Consider the following 17,324-nt stretch of genomic DNA (forward strand, 5'->3'; position numbering starts at 1 on the left):
TTTTATTATTCACTGGTCAGGATTCTCAACAAAACCCTGATACTCGGGCACCAAAGCCGACATCACGCTGTCGTAAGCCTGGTTCTTGGTGGCCTCTACATTATCGGGACCTTTACCCACAGGATAGATGGGGTCGTGGATGGTGAGCGTGAGGCGATGCCAGCGTGCAAACTTCATGTCGCGGGTGCGAGGCATGATGTTGAACGAGCCGTTGATGGTCAGCGGCACCACAGGCAGCTGAAGCTCGTCGGCCAACATGAAGGCACCTTTCTTGAAGACACCCATGTGACCCGTATACGAGCGTGAGCCCTCGGGGAAGACGGTAACGCTGGTGCCATCCTGCAGCGTCTCACGGGCCAGGTCGTAGGTAGCCTTGATCTTCTTGGGACCACGCTTGTCGACGAATATCTGATGCGTCTTGGCACAGGCAAAGCCCACAAAGGGAATCTTGCGCAGCTGGTACTTCATCATCCACTTGAAGTTACGGTTCAGATGACCATAAATCAGGAAGATGTCGAAGGCACCCTGGTGGTTGGCCACGAAGACATACGACTCCTTAGGGTCGAGACGATCGCGGCCTTCAACCTTTACTGGGATGAACAGCAGCCACAGGATGATGCGGGCCCACAGACGGGGCGGGTAATTTGCCCAGAAATGGCCGAAGCCCAAGGCGGCGCCCACGATGATGCAACTGCAGATAATCACCGTTTCGATAACGATGAGTGGTAAGGCAATCAGTAATTGATAGGTGTTGTACAAGTATTTCATTTGTTGACGGATGATTTTGATGTTCTAAGGGTGAAGACGGAGATCTCTGGCAGCGTGCCAAAACGGAAGGGCACCACACCCGAGAGACCGTTGGAGACATAGAGATAGCGGCCCGCCAAGGAATAGAGTCCGCTGTACTCCTTATATTTCAAGCTTGCCGGCGACCAGCCCAGGAACGAGAACTGTCCGCCGTGGGTGTGACCACTCAGCGTGAGCTGCACATGACTGTGGGGCAGAATCTTACGACGCCAGGCTGAGGGGTCGTGTTCCAACATCACGACGAAATGCTTGGGGGTGAGGCCATAGAGCGCGTGCTGTATGTCACCATTCTGGGGGAAGCGCACACCATCGCCGTCATTATCCATTCCTGAGATATAGATCTTCTCCTCACCTCGCTTGATAAACTGACGATCGTTGACCAGCAGGCGCCATCCTAACTCCTCATCAACATTCTCACGCACACACAGCGTGTCAGACTTCATAATAGGGTCGCCCTCCATATACAGCGGAAAGTCGTGATTGCCCATCACAGAGAAGATGCCGTCCTTGGCCTTGATGCTCGACAACAGCTTCCTGAAGGGGTCGATCTCCCTTGGAGCACGATTCTGCAGGTCGCCTGTAAATACCACCATATCGGCATCCTGCGCATTGATGCTGTCGATGGCCTCTTCCAGCAGATGACGGCGAGAGCCTGTCAGCGTACCACAATGTATGTCGCTGATTTGCACAATCTTATAGCCATCGAACGAGGGCGGCAGATCGTTGAAGGTCAGTTCAATATAACGCACCCTGAACTGATTCACTCCAACGTAGGAACCATAAAGGAACACCAGCCAAAGAAACATGAGGGGCGCCGTGAGTACTACTTTCAGCCAGAGGCGCTTGCTGAAGCGCCACAGCAGCACAAGCAGTACTGTGAGGAGTATGAGGATGCCCCACCCTATATAGATATAGGTGTCGGGGTCCAGGAGGGTGATCGTTGTGGTAAATATACTATTCATAGATTTGCTGTTAGGAATTTTCTCATTTTGTCAATGGGCATCTGTCGGCGGCGGGCATAATCGGCCAACTGATCCTCACCAATACGGCCCACACTGAAATAGTGCGACTCAGGGGAAGATAGCATCAAGCCAGAGACGCTGGCGTGAGGACGCATAGCGCCGCTCTCCGTCAGGCTGATGCCAATCTGCTGAAAATCAAGCAGTTCGTCGAGCACGAAGTTCAGGCTGGCATCGGGCAACGAGGGATAACCCACTGCAGGACGTATGCCCTGAAACTGCTCCTGCTGCATCTGAGCGATGCTCAACTGCTCGTCTTTGGCATAGCCCCAATAGTGTTTACGCACCTCTTCGTGCATACGTTCGGCAGCAGCCTCAGCCAAGCGGTCAGCCAGCAACTGGGCCATCATCTTCTGATAGGGGTCATCATCGAAGTCACTCACCATAGCGGCATCGACGCTGGTAGCAAAAAGCCCTATCTTATCGGCAACGGGCGATACAAAGTCGGACAAACAGAGGAACTGCGAGCCCTCCTCCTGCTGCCGCAATAAAGGAATGCGTCCTCTTTCCACTAAAACATCCTCTCCCTCGGCGTGAGCCTCAACAATCTGGAAGAGCGCATAAGCCTGATAGTGGCCCTCACACTCCTGCAGGAAAGTCTCGGCCTCGCTTCTGATTCGCTGCTGTTCGGCTTTATCTTTGAGCTGCCAGGCGAAGTAGAAGTAAACCCAGTTGATGTAGGGCTGAAGGTCGCTGATGTCGTAGGTAAGTATCATCGGAACGTCAGAGGCTGACCAATATACTGGCGGTCAACCACACCTTTATTATATATTATATGTCCGTTACAGATGGTCTGTTCCACACGCCACTGGAAGGTGTGACCCTCCATCGGGCTCCAGCCGCACTTGCTTTCTATCACCTCAGGGGTCACCGTCCAGGGACTCTTGGGGCGCACGATGGCGAGGTCGGCCTGATAGCCCTTGCGTATAAAGCCACGCTGACGAACCTCGAAGAGCAAGGCGGGGTTATGGGCCATAAGCTGCACCAGTCGTTCGATGGTCAGCACGTTCTGGTCTACCAGTTCCAACATCGTAGGCAGCGAGAACTGCACCATAGGCATTCCGCTGGCAGCCTTCGCACAGCCGCCCTCTTTCTGTGAGAGCAGATGAGGTGCGTGGTCGGTGGCTATCGTCGTGATGCGTCCGTCGTTGAGGGCCTGGCGCAGCATGAACTGATCTACAGGACTCTTGATAGCGGGGTTCACCTTGATGCGAGCCCCCAGTCGTTCGTGGTCCATCATCGTGAAGAAGAGATGACCTACCGTTGCCTCAGCGGTTATGTTTGCAGCCGTCTTCTGTGCAGCAACATTGTTGCTGCATAGGGAGACGGGGGGGAAGAGCTCCAGCTCTTCGGCTGTTGACACATGGGCCACATGCAGACGGGCCTTGTGTTTCTTGGCCAGATCCACAGCCTTTGTCGTAGAAGCCAGACAGGCCTCCTCGCTGCGAATCAAGGCATGCAGGCTGACCTGCGGGTCATCGCCCCACGCCTTCTTGGCCTCCTCCATATTGCGGTTGATGATGGCGGTATCCTCACAATGGGCCATAATGGGCAAACGGGCAGAGGCGAAGATACGGTTCAGCGCCTCATCGCGATCTACCAGCATATTGCCTGTGCTACTACCCATAAAGAGCTTGATGCCAGGAATACGATGCACATCCAGCTTGTCGAAAAGCGACACGTTATCGTTGGTAGCGCCAAAGAAGAACGTATAGTTCACATGACTCGTCTTCGCCGCCCTTTGGAACTTATCGTCAAGGGCTTCTATCGTTGTGGTCTGAGGCGCCGTGTTGGGCATCTCGAAATACGAGGTTACACCACCGGCAGCGGCAGCACGGCTCTCACTCTCTATATCGGCCTTCTCCGTCATTCCTGGCTCACGGAAGTGCACATGCGTGTCGATGATACCAGGCAAAACGTAACATCCCGAGGCATCTATCGTTTGGTCGACAGGTGTCTCGGGATGCTGTCCCGATTTCAGTATTTCGGCTATCTGCTCACCATCGATGACAATAGAACCCTCGAAGCACGTTCCTTCGTTGACAATACGTCCTCCTTTAATTAGCGTTCTCATTGCCATTCAGGATGTTTTGAATCGTGGCGTCGTCAATTTCAGAGCCTGACGTTGCTGCAGGCTGCTCATTATTCTGCGCTTCGCCAGCACCAGTCACAAATTTATAGAATTCATCGACAGCAGAAAGGCGCTTGAACGTATCAGGAGCCTTGCTCAGGATATGCTCAATCTGTGGGATGGAAGAAGTCATTCTTACAAACACGAACGGACCCAGCACATTATCGAAATTGGATGTCACGAAGTCGGTTACCAAACTATCTTCCTGTTGAATAATGATATCACTTTCGGCTGACAGCGTCTTATTAATCTCAGCCTCATCAATGCCGTCAAGCAACATCTGACCAAAGCGATGATCCAGCTCTTCCAGCTGATTAGCCAGACGGTCGTGCTTCTCCAGGAATTCGTACAGGCGGTCGTTCAGCAAGGTGCCTGACACCTTCTGCTTGCTACCTTCTATCAAGATATTGATATTACCTTTCTCCACCACCAGCGGCATGATGTTCTGGTCGTCCATATACAGCGAGGCCATCTGGGTGGTATCCATCGAACCACTAAAGCGGAATTTCCCATGCACCACCTCACACGAGTCGATACTGGTCAGTTCGTTGCCCTTGAGAACTTTCAAATAGAGCTTGCTGCCGTCTAACTGCGGCACAGTGGATGAGCCCTCAATGACATACGAATCGGCACACGATGTCAACGCTGCCAGAAAGATGAATATAGGTAATAGTTTCTTCATATAGTTCAATTTGCATTTACCGTATGCAAATGTACAATGATATATTGAACTACGAAAAAAAATTTGCGCAATTTAAAACAATTGCGCAATCTTTTAGATTTTTTTTGTCTCTTTTTCCAGTTCGTTACTTATTCTATACGTTGTATAGAGTTGCAGGATGGATGCCAGCAACAGCAGCACCACCCAGTTGTTCTTGACATAATTCAGATAGTACAGCCAGTCGAGTCCCAACGCATTTCCGTGACTTGCAAACATCAGTACGGCAGTGAGCAGGAAAAGCACATCGCTCAACAGCATGATGCGACGAAGACGACGAATGGTGAAGTTGCTGCCCTCATAGCGCTGAAGCATCTGCATGCTGGCAAAGCACACAGCACCTACGGCATAGACATAGGGGAACCACTGCCAACGGAATAGTCCGGCGATAGCTCCAGCCAACATCAGCAGGGCACCAATGACGAAGATGGCGTTCTCTACTTTATTTAGCTGTCTCATGGCTTGTATTCTCTGAGGCATGCTCCTCGTCGTTCAACACAAAGATCTCCTCATCGGCATATTTCATGAAATAACGCTCACGGGCAATACGTTCCATCGCCTTCGGATTACTCTGCAACTGATGTATCTCGCTCTGGTCGCGCTGATACTCACTCTCAAAGTGATCTATCTCTTCCCTCAACTCGCTGATGTGCAGCTTGTTCTGGAAATGGGCCAACACGCTGTTGGAACCCACAAAGCCTATGAGCACTACGCCTATCACCAACACTACGAGGTACTTCATGTAGGGGATAGACCAGAAAGCCTTTGCCATTTCTTTGATTTTCTTCATATCTCTATCTCTCTGTTATGTCAATACTAAATCGAATAGTTCGCAAAGCCGTCCTACGGCAGGATTGTCGTCAACCATCTTGAGGAACTGCTGTTTGCGGGTCAGAATCACCTCGCGTTCTTGTTTCTCTGCCACTCTGATGGTCAGCGTAATAGCATTATTATGAAGATACTTCCTCAGGGTACTGACAATACTACCCTTGATGAGTTCCATCTCGTCCTTCACGATTTCGTTGGGCACCACGACCTCCAAGGCCGGAATCTCCAAAATCACAGGAGTCATGTTCTTCATTCGAGTTGCGATGCCGATTAGCTTCTGAGGCATACGGTTACACATCGACAACCATTGCAGCGCCAAGTCGTCCTGCGTGAACTCTTCGAACTCCTGTTCCCTCTTATCCTCCACACCAGGGGTGCCTGGCAGGATCTCCATCTTGCGGTTCTGGGGTTTCAACTTGTTCCACGACAGTCCTAGACTCGATGTCTTGAGGGTTACCTTCTTGGCAGGCTGTTGGGCCTGAGCACTCTGAGCATCCGCTTTGCTCTGGGTATGATTCTTTGGCGCAGCCACAGCCACCTGTGGAGCCGTCTGCTTGGGCCTTGCCTGCTGAATCAGTTGCTTAAACAGGGATTTTAATCTTCTGGGCCGAAGCCCACTGCCAGGCGCATCAGCCGGCTGGGTAATCTGCGCTATCTCGATGAGCGTCAGCTCCACAAGCAAACGTTTGTTGCTGGACTGACGGTAGTTGATGTCGCACTGGTTCATCACCCTCAGTGCGCTATAAAGGAAACGGGTGTCGGCACGCTGTGCCTGTTCCGTATATCGCTGACGTGCCTGTTCGCTGACCTCCAGCAGGGGCAGCGTTTGAGGGTCTTTCGCCATCAGTACGTTGCGTACATGCTTGGCCAGTCCCTGCACGAGGAGTCCCCCGTCGAAGCCTTTGTTCAGCACATCATTGAGCAGCACCATCACCTCGCTCACCTTATTCTCTATAGAGAGGTCCACGATGCGGAAATAGTTCTCAGAGTCAAGCACGTTCAGGTCTTCCAGCACCTTCTGATAGGTGATATTTCCCTGACAGAACGAAGCGGCCTGATCGAAGATGGAGAGGGCGTCGCGCATTCCGCCATCAGCCTTCTCGGCAATGACTGCCAGCGCCTCTTCCTCGTATTTGATGCCTTCCTTCTGTGCTACCTCCTTCAGGTGTTCAATGGTGTTCTGCACCGTCATGCGCTCAAAGTCATAAATCTGACAACGAGACAGGATGGTGGGCAGAATCTTATGTTTCTCTGTGGTAGCCAGGATAAAGATGACGTGTGCAGGCGGTTCCTCCAACGTCTTGAGGAAAGCGTTGAAGGCTGCTGTAGAGAGCATGTGCACCTCGTCAATGATAAACACCTTGTATTTGCCTACCTGCGGTGGTATGCGGGTCTGCTCCATCAGTGTCTTGATATGCTCCACCGAGTTATTCGATGCAGCATCGAGCTCAAAGATGTTCAGCGAGCGCTGCTCGTTAAACGACTGACACGACTCGCACTCGTTACATGCCTCACCCTCTGCCGTAGGATTCTGGCAGTTGATGGCTTTGGCAAAGATACGTGCACAAGTGGTCTTTCCCACGCCTCGCGGACCGCAGAACAGATAGGCGTGAGCCAGTTTCCCGCTCTTCACCGCATTCTTCAGTGTGGTAGTCAGCGCCTTCTGTCCCACCACCGAGTCGAACGACATAGGGCGGTACTTTCGTGCCGAAACAATATATTCTTCCATATTCTGTTATTATTGGAATGCAAAGATAAGAAAAAGAAGTGAAAAGCATCACTTTTGTATCACTTTTCACCTCTTATTTTTCACCTTTTAACTTTTTTGTGTCACTTTCATTCCAGAAACACCGTATCATCCATTTCTGCCAGCGGTTTCTTCTTCTTGTTCTCTTTTGCGCCAGCCTTCAGCAGGTTGCGTGCTGCGGTGATAATACTAGGACCGCTATCGGCAGTGGTAATCTTCAGTCTTGCCATTTTCTTCACGGTGTCGTTCATGCTCGACTCCACCTCTATAAAACGCTGTCCAAAGTCCTGCACGCGATCTATCACCGTATTGGCGGCATCCACCATAGCCTGCTGGTTCTCCAGTTGTTTCACTTGGGTCCACATCATCTCCAGCACACGCAGGTTCATATACATAGTCTGTGGTCCCAGTATCATGACGCCCTCGTCATAGGCCTCACGCCACAGCGATGCATCGTTCAGCAACGCCAGGTTCAGGGCACCCTCGATGGGTACATACATGATGGCGAAGTTCAGACGGTTATAGCCCTCAGGCAGGTATCTGGTGTATTCCTTCTTGGCCAGACGCTTCACCTGAGCCCTTACGCTCTCGATGTGCGACTTCAGGAATTCGCTCTTCTCATGCGTACCGTCCTCGGCATTCATATAGCGCTCGTAGGCTGTCAACGACATCTTCGAGTCGACAACCACATGACGGTTATTGGGGAAATGCAGGATAAAGTCAGGTACCAAGCCCTTGCCGTCGTCGCCCTTCAGGCCCTTGCCACCTTTGTCTTTCAGCGTCTCCTGGGTGTCAAACTGCTCACCTTCCTTCAACTCGAGGTCTTCGAGCAGCTGTTTCAGCTTCAACTCGCCAAAGTTACCTTGAACCTTCACCTCACCAGTCAGCGCACGTGTCAGGCGGTCGGCAGTCTCACCAATGGCCACACTTTGCTGCATGCTAATCTTGATGGTCTCGTCCAGACGGGTCATCGCCTCAGTCTGCTGTTCCTTGGTCTTGTCGAGGGCCTCCTTCATATCCTTCAGACTCTTCTGCAAGGGGTCTATAATCTTTGAGACCTGCTCCACATTTCTCTCGCCAAGTTCCTCCTGACGCATCTTCAACACCTTCTCCGAGGTGGTCTGCATCTGCTCCCTAATTAGGTTCAGCTGACTCTTGATCTGTTCCTCGTTCATGGCCTTCAAGGCAGCAAGCTGTCCTTCATGAGCCTCCTTGGTCTGTTGCAGTTGTTGGTCGTAAGATGCTTTGGTCTGAAGCAGCTGCTGGTCGCAGGATTCTTTTGTCTGCTGAAGTTGCTGGTCATAGGATTCCTTGGTCTGAAGCAGCTGTTTGTCGTACGAAGCCTTGAGGTCGGTAATGCGCGACTCATACATGCGCACCACAAATATCACCACCACGACGGCGATGACAATCACAGATATGACAAGGACGATCTCCATAGGCCACTCAAAGGATTAAATCAGGGGCATACCCAGCTGACGGCACTCCTCGCGCATGTCTTCGGGCCATATCGAGGCCTGAATCTCACCAATATGAGCCTTATGCAGCAGCACCATACAGAGACGGCTCTGACCAATACCGCCACCAATACTCAAAGGCAGCTTGTCGTTGAGCAGTTGCTGGTGGAAATAAAGCTGTTCGCGCTCCTGCTTGCCCTCAATCTCAAGCTGACGCAGCAGCGATTCCTTATCGACACGGATACCCATTGACGATAGTTCGAAGGAACGACCCAGAACAGGATACCAGATGAGGATATCACCGTTAAGACCCTTACGTCCGTCCTCGGCCACTGTGCTCCAGTCATCATAGTCAGGGGCACGTCCATCGTGCTTCTCGCCATTGGCCAGCTTGCCACCAATGCCAATCACGAACACTGCACCATATTTCTCACAAATAGCATCCTCGCGCTCCTTGGGCGTCTTGTCTGGATACATCTGAAGCAGTTCCTCAGCATGTATGAAGTGAATCTTCTCAGGCAGGAAGGCCTTCAGCTGTGGATAGGTCTCGCAGGTCAGGTATTCCGTACGACGGATGGCTGCGTAGATGCGCTCCACAATATTCTTCAGGAAGGCCAGCGTGCGGTCTTCTTTGCGGATAGACGCCTCCCAGTCCCACTGGTCCACATAGAGCGAGTGCAGGTTATCCAGTTCCTCGTCAGCACGAATGGCATTCATATCGGTATATATGCCGTAACCTGGCTCTATCTGATATTCTGCCAGCGTGAGTCGCTTCCACTTGGCCAGCGAATGCACCACTTCGGCATAGGCGTCGCCCAAGTCTTTAATAGGGAAAGTGACGGCACGCTCCACACCGTTCAGGTCGTCGTTAATACCCAATCCCTTCAATACGAAGAGAGGTGCAGTAACACGACGCAGACGCAACTCGGTAGAGAGGTTAGCCTGAAAGAACTCCTTAATCAGCTTGATACCCTGCTCTGTCTGCTTCATGTCGAGCAGGCGCTGATAAGCTATTGGTTTGATAACTTGACTCATAAAACAATCTCTTAAATTACAATTTGGTCGCAAAGGTACTATAATATTATCAAATTGCAAAAAATCTGCCCCCTAATCTTTGTTATTCTACTGCATTTTCTGATATTTCTCTCACTTTTTGTCATTATGACCCATTGTTTATCAACCTTTTTTTGTATCTTTGCGCCCAGAAAATAACACTAACTATATTAGAACAAATGAAGAATCTTTTCTATGCACTAACAGTAGTAATGTTGATGATGTGCGGCAACGCACAGGCTCAGCGAATGACTGACAAACTTGACCGTGGTCTCGTGGCTGTACCCTCTGGTTCTGGCTCTTTCGTCAGCTGGAGAATCTTTGGCGAGGAATACTATGATACTGAATACAACCTTTATCGTGACGGACAGAAGGTGAACGACACCCCCCTGCGAGTATCAAACTATGTGGATGCCAATGGCAAAGCTGGCTCTAAATATCAGGTTGCCCCTGTGGTGAAAGGTCAGGAGCAGGCCAAGTGCGAGGCTGTGACTCGTCTGAACCAGCAGTACATCCAGTTTGCCGTGAAGAAGCTCTATTCGCGTCGCGGCGCTGACATAACCAACAGTTACGATATCAATGATATTGCGTTGGCCGATGTTGATGGCGATGGTGTGAGCGAGTTCATCCTGAAGCGTAACTACACACCTGATAAGAAGTCGCCTGCCAACGACTCTGCCTATAACTGCCTGGACTGTTACAACATCAAGGGCGAACGCCTGTGGTACATCGACTTGGGTCCCAACATGGTGAGTGGTCCTGACGAGCAGTACGACGCTGTGGGCTACGACTGGGACGGCGACGGCAAGGCCGAGATACTGATGCGTGGTGCAGACAACATGATTATCCACCATCCTGATGGTACTACGACCAATATCGGCAACATGAATGTGAACACTCGCAACACTGTGCGACAGGACGATGACAATGCGGCCTACACCAACACAGGTGCCGAGTATCTGCTTTATTTGGAAGGTGCCACTGGTAAGCCTTACGCTATTGGCAACAACGGTGCACTGTGGATGAGCTATCCTCTGCCTCGCGGCACTGCTGACAACTGGGGTGACGGCTATGGTCACCGCTCTACGAAGCACTATTTCGGTGCCCCTGTGCTTGATGGTCGCAACGCCTATATCTTCCTAGGTCGAGGCTGCTATACGAAACACCACATGAAGGCTTTCAAAGTAGACCCACAGACCCACCAGCTGTCGCTCTACTGGGAATGGAGCAATAACGAGGGATGGAACAGTCCCTGGTATGGCAACGGCTATCATAACTTCGGCATTGCCGATGTGGACTGGGACGGACGCGATGAGATCTGCTTTGGTTCAATGGTGATTGACGATAACGGTAAAGGACTCTCAACCACTGGTCTGGGACACGGTGATGCACAGCATTGTTCTGACTTCGACCCCTATCGTCACGGACAGGAGATCTTCGCCTGTAACGAAGACGAGCCTGCCATGAACTATCGCAACGCTACCACTTCGAAGATTTACTACCGTCTGCAGTCCACTGGTGATGACGGACGTGCCCTCTGTGGCAATTTCTCTAATGACTATCCTGGTGCCATAGGCCACTCATCACAGTCAGGTACTATCTCGTGCGTTGCTGACAAGGTCATCTCTGGCGGTCCTACAGGCTTTACGAATAACTTCCGCATCTATTGGGATGGCGACCTGCTGGAGGAAGGACTCGACGGAGCCAGCAGTCGCGAGGGTGCAGCCCGTGTGTTCAAGGCTGACGGCTCTGTGGTGTTCACTGCTGATGGTACTGCCAACTGCAACTGGACGAAGAACACCCCATCGGCCACTGGCGATGTGCTGGGCGACTGGCGCGAGGAAATCATCGTGCGTACCACCGATAATAAATATGTACGCGTATATACCACGAATATCAAGACCAACTATCGCAACTACACGCTGTGGCACGACCATCAGTATCGTCAGGCTATGGTGTGGGAGAGCATGGGCTACAACCAGCCACCTCACGCCAGCTACTTCTTGGGCGAGCTTGAAGGTATCACTATCGCTCCCCCACCCTTCACGATGACAGGCCGCACAGAGATTGCCAACAACGGCACCATTGGTACAGCGAACAATGGTCAGCATGTACTGGTATGCGAGACCAACGACACCAAGATTTCCGTTGCTGATGGCGCCAACCCCTGGGTGGCTACGTTCAACGTGCCCTCGTGGGTGCAGGGCACCAACAGCACCATTACCAATGGCAATGCCAAGATCAACTATGTATACTACACTTGTGAGGTCACTGGCGGCGCCTTCAGTGGCGAAACCCGCGTAGTGAAACAAGGCGACGGCACCCTCCTCCTGCCCAAGGTGGCACAGACCTATAGTGGCAACACCGATGTTTGGGCAGGCACGCTGTGCTTCGATGGCGCCCTACTCAACAGCCGTCTGTGGCTCAATCGCTTTGCTGTGCTGAAGAGCGATGGTGGACAGTTCCGTAGCATCCACATGGACTACGACGCCCACCTCGTGATTGGTGATATCAACCAGGCCAGCACCTCCATTGTCACCACCGACACGCTGGCGCTGGGCTTCGGCTCTCGCGTCATCTTTGACCTGACAGACGTTGCTGCCGACCAGCTCAACGTCAACAAGGAGCTTACCATCGAGAAGAAGAACTGGAAATATGGTCCACAATACCTCATCCCCGTCTTTGAGTTCACGCCCCACACGGCCGAGATTCCTGAGGGAAAGTTCCTGCTAGGCTCTGTGGCAGCCATCAGCGGCAACATCAGCGATATTCGCATCGAGGGACTGGGTACTCAGCATAAGACCTCTCTCATCTACGAGAACGGCAAGCTTTATCTCGAGATTGCAGGCGTTCGCGATGCTGGTCATGTATTCTGGACTGGCAGCGAGAGCAGCATCTGGGATATGGCCATCACTGAAAACTTCCGCAATGCTGAGGGACAGGAGGGCAATAAAGACTTCTTCGTATCAGGCGATGTGGTGACCTTCAACGATGATGCCACTCGTACCAACGTATCTCTGAGCACTGACCTCGAGGCCGACAGCGTTATCGTCGATAATGATGTCAAGGCCTACGTCTTCAATGGTTCTGGCTCGCTGGTGGGCAACACCACCCTTGTGAAGCGTGGCTCAAAGATGCTTACCATCAACACCGAGAACTCCTACACTGGTGGCACACGCATCTCTGGCGGTATTGTCTCTGTCAACTCGCTGGCCAACGCCAACCAGCCTAAGGGAGCCCTCGGCGGCGTGGTAACAGCCAACACCAAGTTCGTCATCGAGAATGGCGGCGAGCTGCGCACCAATGCTGCCGTCACTAATGGTTCGCCCATCAAGTTCGAGACTGAAGAAGGCGGCATCATCAATAATACTGGTGACTTCATCGTCGATAAGGCCATGAGTGGCACAGTGCTCACCAAGAAGGGCAGCGGATGGATGAAACTCAACACCAGCAACACTGCTTTGAACAAGCTCATCATCGCAGCAGGTAATGTGCAGTGTATCAACGCTAACACGCCAGCCAAGACTGTTGAGTATCAGGGTGGTACGCTGCGTGAGAACACCAGCAGCAGCTATACCGTCAACGTGCCTAAGGGCAAGCAGGGCACCTGGTATCTGGCTAACCGCGCCACCTATACCAACAAGCTCACTGGCGAGGGCACCATCACCATCTACTGCGTCACGGAGAAGGGTACCAACTACTACGCCACACGTACCCCTATACAGTGTAACTTCGCTGACTTCGAGGGTACCATCAAGGCCACCTCAAGTCTCGATGACCCCTCACTGCTGCGCTTCACCCTTAACACCTCGAGCGGTATGCCTAAGGGCACCTTCGAGATTGCTTCAGGCGCAGAAATTCAGAATAGCGGCAAGACCTTCCACGTAGGACGTGTTGCTGGTGCTGGTAACCTAGGCGGCAGCTGCACCTTCAGCAATGGCACCAGCGTTGGTGCCAACACCTGGCAGGTGGGCAATGATGATGACTGGAGCACCAGTGTTAAGGTCACCTCTAACGCCAACTTCGTGAAGGTAGGCACAGGTCGTATCACATGGAGTGGCGCCAGCACCAATACTGGTAGCACACAGATTAAGAATGGTGAGCTCTGCGTCACCAGCAATGGTAAGCTCGGCACAGGTCTGCTCACCGTTGCTGAGGGAGCCACACTCTCTGGTGCCAACACCACCAGCAAGGCACTCACCAACAGCGCCTATACCATCAACGGCACACTCAGACCCGGAGCCTCAGCCACAGCCTCTAGCGGCACTCTGTTCTTTGGTGGCAAGAACGTTACGCTCAACGCCAGCTCTACCCTCGTCATCAATGCTCAGAGCTGCGCTACAGCTAATGTTGCTGGCTGTACTGCCATCGACGGCATCAACACGCTGACCATCAATGGTACCATCCGCATACAGCCCGTCCGCAACAACACCCTGCAGGAGGGCGACAGCATCCGCATCTTCAACGCCACCCGCTTCACGGGCAATCCTGCCGTTGAGGGCGTCGACGGCATTGAGTGGGATGCTACTCGCATCGCCGAGGGTCTGCTCTTCGTCAAACATATTGATACAGCAGTCAGCCCCGTCACCCTTCACTCATCACCCGTCACCAAGGGAGTCATCTACGATCTCCGTGGTCGTCTCGTGCGCCAAAGCACTAACACTGAAGGTCTGAAGCCAGGCATCTACCTCATCGATGGACGCAAGATTGTAATTAAGTAACAAAAAAAAGGAGGTCGAAACCTCCTTTTTTATTTAGTAAGCGTGTTATTTTTAGTAAGCATGATCATCATTGGCTATCTCCGCTCGATCTATCTTCTTACTGTCTATCTTACGCCAGGCATAGACGATATAAGCCAGGACGAAAGGTACGAGGAGCGAGACCCAGAACATGGTGTTGAGGGTGAAATAACTGCTGCATGAGTTCTCGAGTGTCAGTGATGACTGCAGGTCGGCAGTAGAGGGATAATAGGCCGTATGGTTCCACGCCGAGAGAAGCAGCAGAGGCAACACAGTGAGTACGGTGCCGATGCCAGCATACCAGATGCCATTACTGGTTAATGGCGACGGGTGGAGGGTAACGGGATAAACCTCTTTGATGATGCCGTAGAGCACGAGTACGACGCCTATAAGAAGTACGACGGTGAGATACCACATGTCGAGGGCATTATTGAGGTACTTATAGGGCTCCATCATAATCTGTCCGCTGTCATCATATGCATAGCCGTCCTTCACCATGAGATGGATGACATAGGCCACGAAGAGCACAACGAAGATAACGGCCGAAGCCACCAACTGGTAATTAGCGCGACGGCGTATGACATCATCGGCAATATTGTTTTTGATGTAGAGAATGCCCAGCACACGCGAGAGATATAACACAGCCAAGCCCATGATGAGCACCCAGGGATTGAGCAGGGCATCGAGGCCGTGAGAGGCGTTGGCCCAATGACTTATAACCACCGTTGACCATTGACCATTCACCATTGAATCAACATCAATGAGGTTGCCCTTCTCAACGATGAAATTAGAACCCTCGAAGAAGGTGGCCACAGCGCCTCCAAGGAGCAAAGGACCCATGATGCCGTTGAACACGAGGAAACATTGGAAGGTCTTGGGCCCCAAGAAGTTGCCCAGCTTATTCTGGAACTCATAACTCACTGCCTGCAACACAAACGAGAAGAGGATGAGCATCCACAACCAGTAGGCGCCGCCAAAGCTGGTGGAATAGAACAGTGGGAACGAGGCAAAGAAGGCACCACCAAAGGTGACCAGCGTAGTGAACGTGAACTCCCACTTGCGACCTGTGCTGTTTATCAGCAGGCGTCGCTCCTGTGGAGTCTTTCCCAACGCGAAAATCATGGAGTTAGCTCCCTGTACGAAGAGCAGGAAGACGAGAAGTGCTCCCAATAGTGACACGATGAAGCACCAGTAATGTTGCAAGAATTCGTATGTCATAATGATGGTCCTTTCTTGATTTGTTTGAGCAGGATGTTAATCTCGACAGCCAACATGGTGGTGAAGAGGATAAGGAAGAGGATGAACGTAATCATGACGCTCGACGACTGCAAGTCGCTGACGGCAGCCCATGTGGGCAGCATATCCTGAATAGTCCAGGGTTGACGACCGAACTCAGCCACCAGCCATCCGCTCTCAGAACAGATATAGGCCAGGGGCAACAGCAGGATAGAAGCCCAGCAGAGCCAACTCGGCACGCTGTCGGCCATCTGCCAGCCATCGGAGTTGCGTTCGTCTAACAGACCTAAGGCAGACAGCAGACGACGTATGATGACTGACAACAACGGCACTCTGAACACCAGCAGGATCAGCAGTCCAAAGAACGCGATGAACAGGCACCCTAAGCCCACCATCACACGGAAGGCCCAAAAATTGATAAACACCGAGGGCACCACGTCGTTGGCATCCTTCACGTAGCCATAGCCGAAATAAGGCATGTTTGTATTGAGAATTGACAAATGAGTATTGAGGATTGACTCGTCAGCACCTTCGACCTTCGCCTTGCGATAATCGGCAAGGGCCTGTATGGCCAAGCGTCCACGTGCAATCTTCTCATTGACAGAGAGTTCCCACGTGCCGTCAGCTTTCTGATAGCCGTTGAGCAGGTCGTTGATGCCAGGCACGAACCCGTCGAGAGTGTTAGTAGCCATCATCGACAGGCCGTAGGGCACCTCCACACCCTCTACAATCTTCAGTCCCATCTCATTACCACCATCGTAGAGCGCCTCCATAGCTGCCAACTTCATAGGCTGCACCTGAGCCACTGTCTGTCCACTCTTATGACCTGTAGCACCAGCACCCATGGCGGCCACGAAGCCCACCACAGCAGCAATTTTCAGACTCTCGATGGCCAGCTCGGTCTCGCGTTTCTTCAGCAGATACCAGCCACAGACAGCACACACGAAGATGGCACCGATAATCCATGAGGAGATAACCGTATGACAGAACTTATCGATGGCGAAGGGTGAGAGGGCCACATCAAGGAACGAGGTCATCTCGTTGCGCATGGTGTCAGGGTTGAACTCACAGCCCACAGGATACTGCATCCATGCGTTGGCCACGAGAATCCACCATGCTGAGATGGTAGCTCCCAGACCCGTGAGCCATGTGGAGGCCAGATGGAAACCAGCCGACACCTTCTTCCAACCAAAGAACATCACAGCGACGAAGGTCGACTCCATGAAGAACGCCACGATGCCCTCTACAGCCAGCGGTGCACCAAAGATGTCACCCACGAACCACGAGTAGTTGCTCCAGTTGGTGCCAAACTCGAACTCGAGGATGATACCTGTGGCCACACCCATGGCGAAGTTCACGCCAAAGAGACGCTGCCAGAACTGTGCCGTCTTCTTCCAGAAGGCCGTACGTTTTTTGTAATAAAAAGTCTCGGCAATACCCATGATGACCGCCAAGCCGAGCGTCAGCGGCACGAAGAGCCAGTGGTAGATAGCCGTGAGTGCAAACTGCGCCCTCGACCAGTCAATGGTACCGGCATCGATGTTTAAGAGTAGGTTTGTCATATTATTTTAGGTTTTTAAATATTTGGG

Annotated in this window: 13 protein-coding genes; 1 reads left to right on the plus strand and 12 read right to left on the minus strand. The window is 52.1% G+C overall.

Annotated features, from left to right (window positions below; translation table 11 throughout):
- Positions 1–9: 9 nt before the first annotated feature.
- The 10 genes from Q0R57_RS04385 to asnA all read right to left on the minus strand — a co-directional run bounded on the left by Q0R57_RS04385 (position 10) and on the right by asnA (position 9,742).
- A complete protein-coding gene (locus tag Q0R57_RS04385) occupies positions 10–768 on the minus strand; it encodes a lysophospholipid acyltransferase family protein (protein ID WP_294744189.1) in 759 nt (252 codons plus the stop codon).
- On the minus strand, positions 765–1,769 hold the full coding sequence (locus Q0R57_RS04390) for a metallophosphoesterase (protein WP_294744190.1): 1,005 nt from the start codon (positions 1,767–1,769) through the stop codon (positions 765–767). Before Q0R57_RS04390 ends, Q0R57_RS04385 begins: the two co-directional genes overlap by 4 nt.
- On the minus strand, positions 1,766–2,542 hold the full coding sequence (locus tag Q0R57_RS04395) for a vitamin B12 dependent-methionine synthase activation domain-containing protein (RefSeq protein WP_294744191.1): 777 nt from the start codon (positions 2,540–2,542) through the stop codon (positions 1,766–1,768). The genes Q0R57_RS04390 and Q0R57_RS04395 overlap by 4 nt, the downstream gene beginning before the upstream one ends.
- Positions 2,539–3,900: a dihydroorotase gene (locus Q0R57_RS04400; protein ID WP_294744192.1), complete on the minus strand. Its 1,362-nt coding sequence runs from the start codon at positions 3,898–3,900 to the stop codon at positions 2,539–2,541. The genes Q0R57_RS04395 and Q0R57_RS04400 overlap by 4 nt, the downstream gene beginning before the upstream one ends.
- Entirely contained in the window at positions 3,884–4,639 is a 756-nt protein-coding gene (locus Q0R57_RS04405) for a DUF4369 domain-containing protein (RefSeq protein ID WP_294744193.1), read from the minus strand. Before Q0R57_RS04405 ends, Q0R57_RS04400 begins: the two co-directional genes overlap by 17 nt.
- A 93-nt stretch (positions 4,640–4,732) precedes the next feature.
- A complete protein-coding gene (locus tag Q0R57_RS04410) occupies positions 4,733–5,134 on the minus strand; it encodes a hypothetical protein (RefSeq protein WP_294744194.1) in 402 nt (133 codons plus the stop codon).
- Positions 5,118–5,465 carry a septum formation initiator family protein gene (locus Q0R57_RS04415; protein ID WP_294744195.1) on the minus strand — a complete coding sequence of 116 codons (348 nt, stop codon included), beginning with the start codon at positions 5,463–5,465 and terminating at the stop codon, positions 5,118–5,120. The genes Q0R57_RS04410 and Q0R57_RS04415 overlap by 17 nt, the downstream gene beginning before the upstream one ends.
- A 15-nt stretch (positions 5,466–5,480) precedes the next feature.
- Positions 5,481–7,232 carry a DNA polymerase III subunit gamma/tau gene (locus Q0R57_RS04420; protein WP_294744196.1) on the minus strand — a complete coding sequence of 584 codons (1,752 nt, stop codon included), beginning with the start codon at positions 7,230–7,232 and terminating at the stop codon, positions 5,481–5,483.
- 107 nt (positions 7,233–7,339) lie between these two features.
- A complete protein-coding gene (rmuC, locus tag Q0R57_RS04425) occupies positions 7,340–8,689 on the minus strand; it encodes a DNA recombination protein RmuC (protein WP_294744197.1) in 1,350 nt (449 codons plus the stop codon).
- Between the two features lie 15 nt (positions 8,690–8,704).
- Positions 8,705–9,742, minus strand: coding sequence for an aspartate--ammonia ligase (asnA, locus tag Q0R57_RS04430; RefSeq protein WP_294744198.1), 1,038 nt, complete (start codon positions 9,740–9,742; stop codon positions 8,705–8,707).
- Positions 9,743–9,939: 197 nt separating this feature from the next.
- Here asnA and Q0R57_RS04435 point away from each other — a divergent pair, with 197 nt between their 5' ends.
- The gene (locus Q0R57_RS04435) at positions 9,940–14,481 is read left to right on the plus strand and encodes an autotransporter-associated beta strand repeat-containing protein (RefSeq protein WP_294744199.1); all 4,542 of its coding nucleotides are present in this window, start codon (positions 9,940–9,942) and stop codon (positions 14,479–14,481) included.
- A gap of 51 nt (positions 14,482–14,532) precedes the next feature.
- On the opposite strand, the gene Q0R57_RS04440 is transcribed toward Q0R57_RS04435, so the two are convergent.
- The gene (locus Q0R57_RS04440; RefSeq protein ID WP_294744200.1) at positions 14,533–15,717 is read right to left on the minus strand and encodes a cytochrome d ubiquinol oxidase subunit II; all 1,185 of its coding nucleotides are present in this window, start codon (positions 15,715–15,717) and stop codon (positions 14,533–14,535) included.
- Positions 15,714–17,297: a cytochrome ubiquinol oxidase subunit I gene (locus tag Q0R57_RS04445; RefSeq protein ID WP_294744201.1), complete on the minus strand. Its 1,584-nt coding sequence runs from the start codon at positions 17,295–17,297 to the stop codon at positions 15,714–15,716. Before Q0R57_RS04445 ends, Q0R57_RS04440 begins: the two co-directional genes overlap by 4 nt.
- Between the last annotated feature and the right edge of the window lie 27 nt (positions 17,298–17,324).

Origin of the sequence: uncultured Prevotella sp., from assembly GCF_946407605.1 — a bacterium.
Taxonomy (GTDB): Bacteria; Bacteroidota; Bacteroidia; order Bacteroidales; family Bacteroidaceae; genus Prevotella.

What these genes read in the sequence shown, in the direction of transcription:
- Q0R57_RS04385 (WP_294744189.1), bottom strand. Translation starts at nt 768, where the DNA reads ATGAAATACTTGTACAACACCTATCAATTACTGATTGCCTTACCACTC.
- Q0R57_RS04390 (WP_294744190.1), bottom strand. Translation starts at nt 1,769, where the DNA reads ATGAATAGTATATTTACCACAACGATCACCCTCCTGGACCCCGACACC.
- Q0R57_RS04395 (WP_294744191.1), bottom strand. Translation starts at nt 2,542, where the DNA reads ATGATACTTACCTACGACATCAGCGACCTTCAGCCCTACATCAACTGG.
- Q0R57_RS04400 (WP_294744192.1), bottom strand. Translation starts at nt 3,900, where the DNA reads ATGAGAACGCTAATTAAAGGAGGACGTATTGTCAACGAAGGAACGTGC.
- Q0R57_RS04405 (WP_294744193.1), bottom strand. Translation starts at nt 4,639, where the DNA reads ATGAAGAAACTATTACCTATATTCATCTTTCTGGCAGCGTTGACATCG.
- Q0R57_RS04410 (WP_294744194.1), bottom strand. Translation starts at nt 5,134, where the DNA reads ATGAGACAGCTAAATAAAGTAGAGAACGCCATCTTCGTCATTGGTGCC.
- Q0R57_RS04415 (WP_294744195.1), bottom strand. Translation starts at nt 5,465, where the DNA reads ATGAAGAAAATCAAAGAAATGGCAAAGGCTTTCTGGTCTATCCCCTAC.
- Q0R57_RS04420 (WP_294744196.1), bottom strand. Translation starts at nt 7,232, where the DNA reads ATGGAAGAATATATTGTTTCGGCACGAAAGTACCGCCCTATGTCGTTC.
- rmuC (WP_294744197.1), bottom strand. Translation starts at nt 8,689, where the DNA reads ATGGAGATCGTCCTTGTCATATCTGTGATTGTCATCGCCGTCGTGGTG.
- asnA (WP_294744198.1), bottom strand. Translation starts at nt 9,742, where the DNA reads ATGAGTCAAGTTATCAAACCAATAGCTTATCAGCGCCTGCTCGACATG.
- Q0R57_RS04435 (WP_294744199.1), top strand. Translation starts at nt 9,940, where the DNA reads ATGAAGAATCTTTTCTATGCACTAACAGTAGTAATGTTGATGATGTGC.
- Q0R57_RS04440 (WP_294744200.1), bottom strand. Translation starts at nt 15,717, where the DNA reads ATGACATACGAATTCTTGCAACATTACTGGTGCTTCATCGTGTCACTA.
- Q0R57_RS04445 (WP_294744201.1), bottom strand. Translation starts at nt 17,297, where the DNA reads ATGACAAACCTACTCTTAAACATCGATGCCGGTACCATTGACTGGTCG.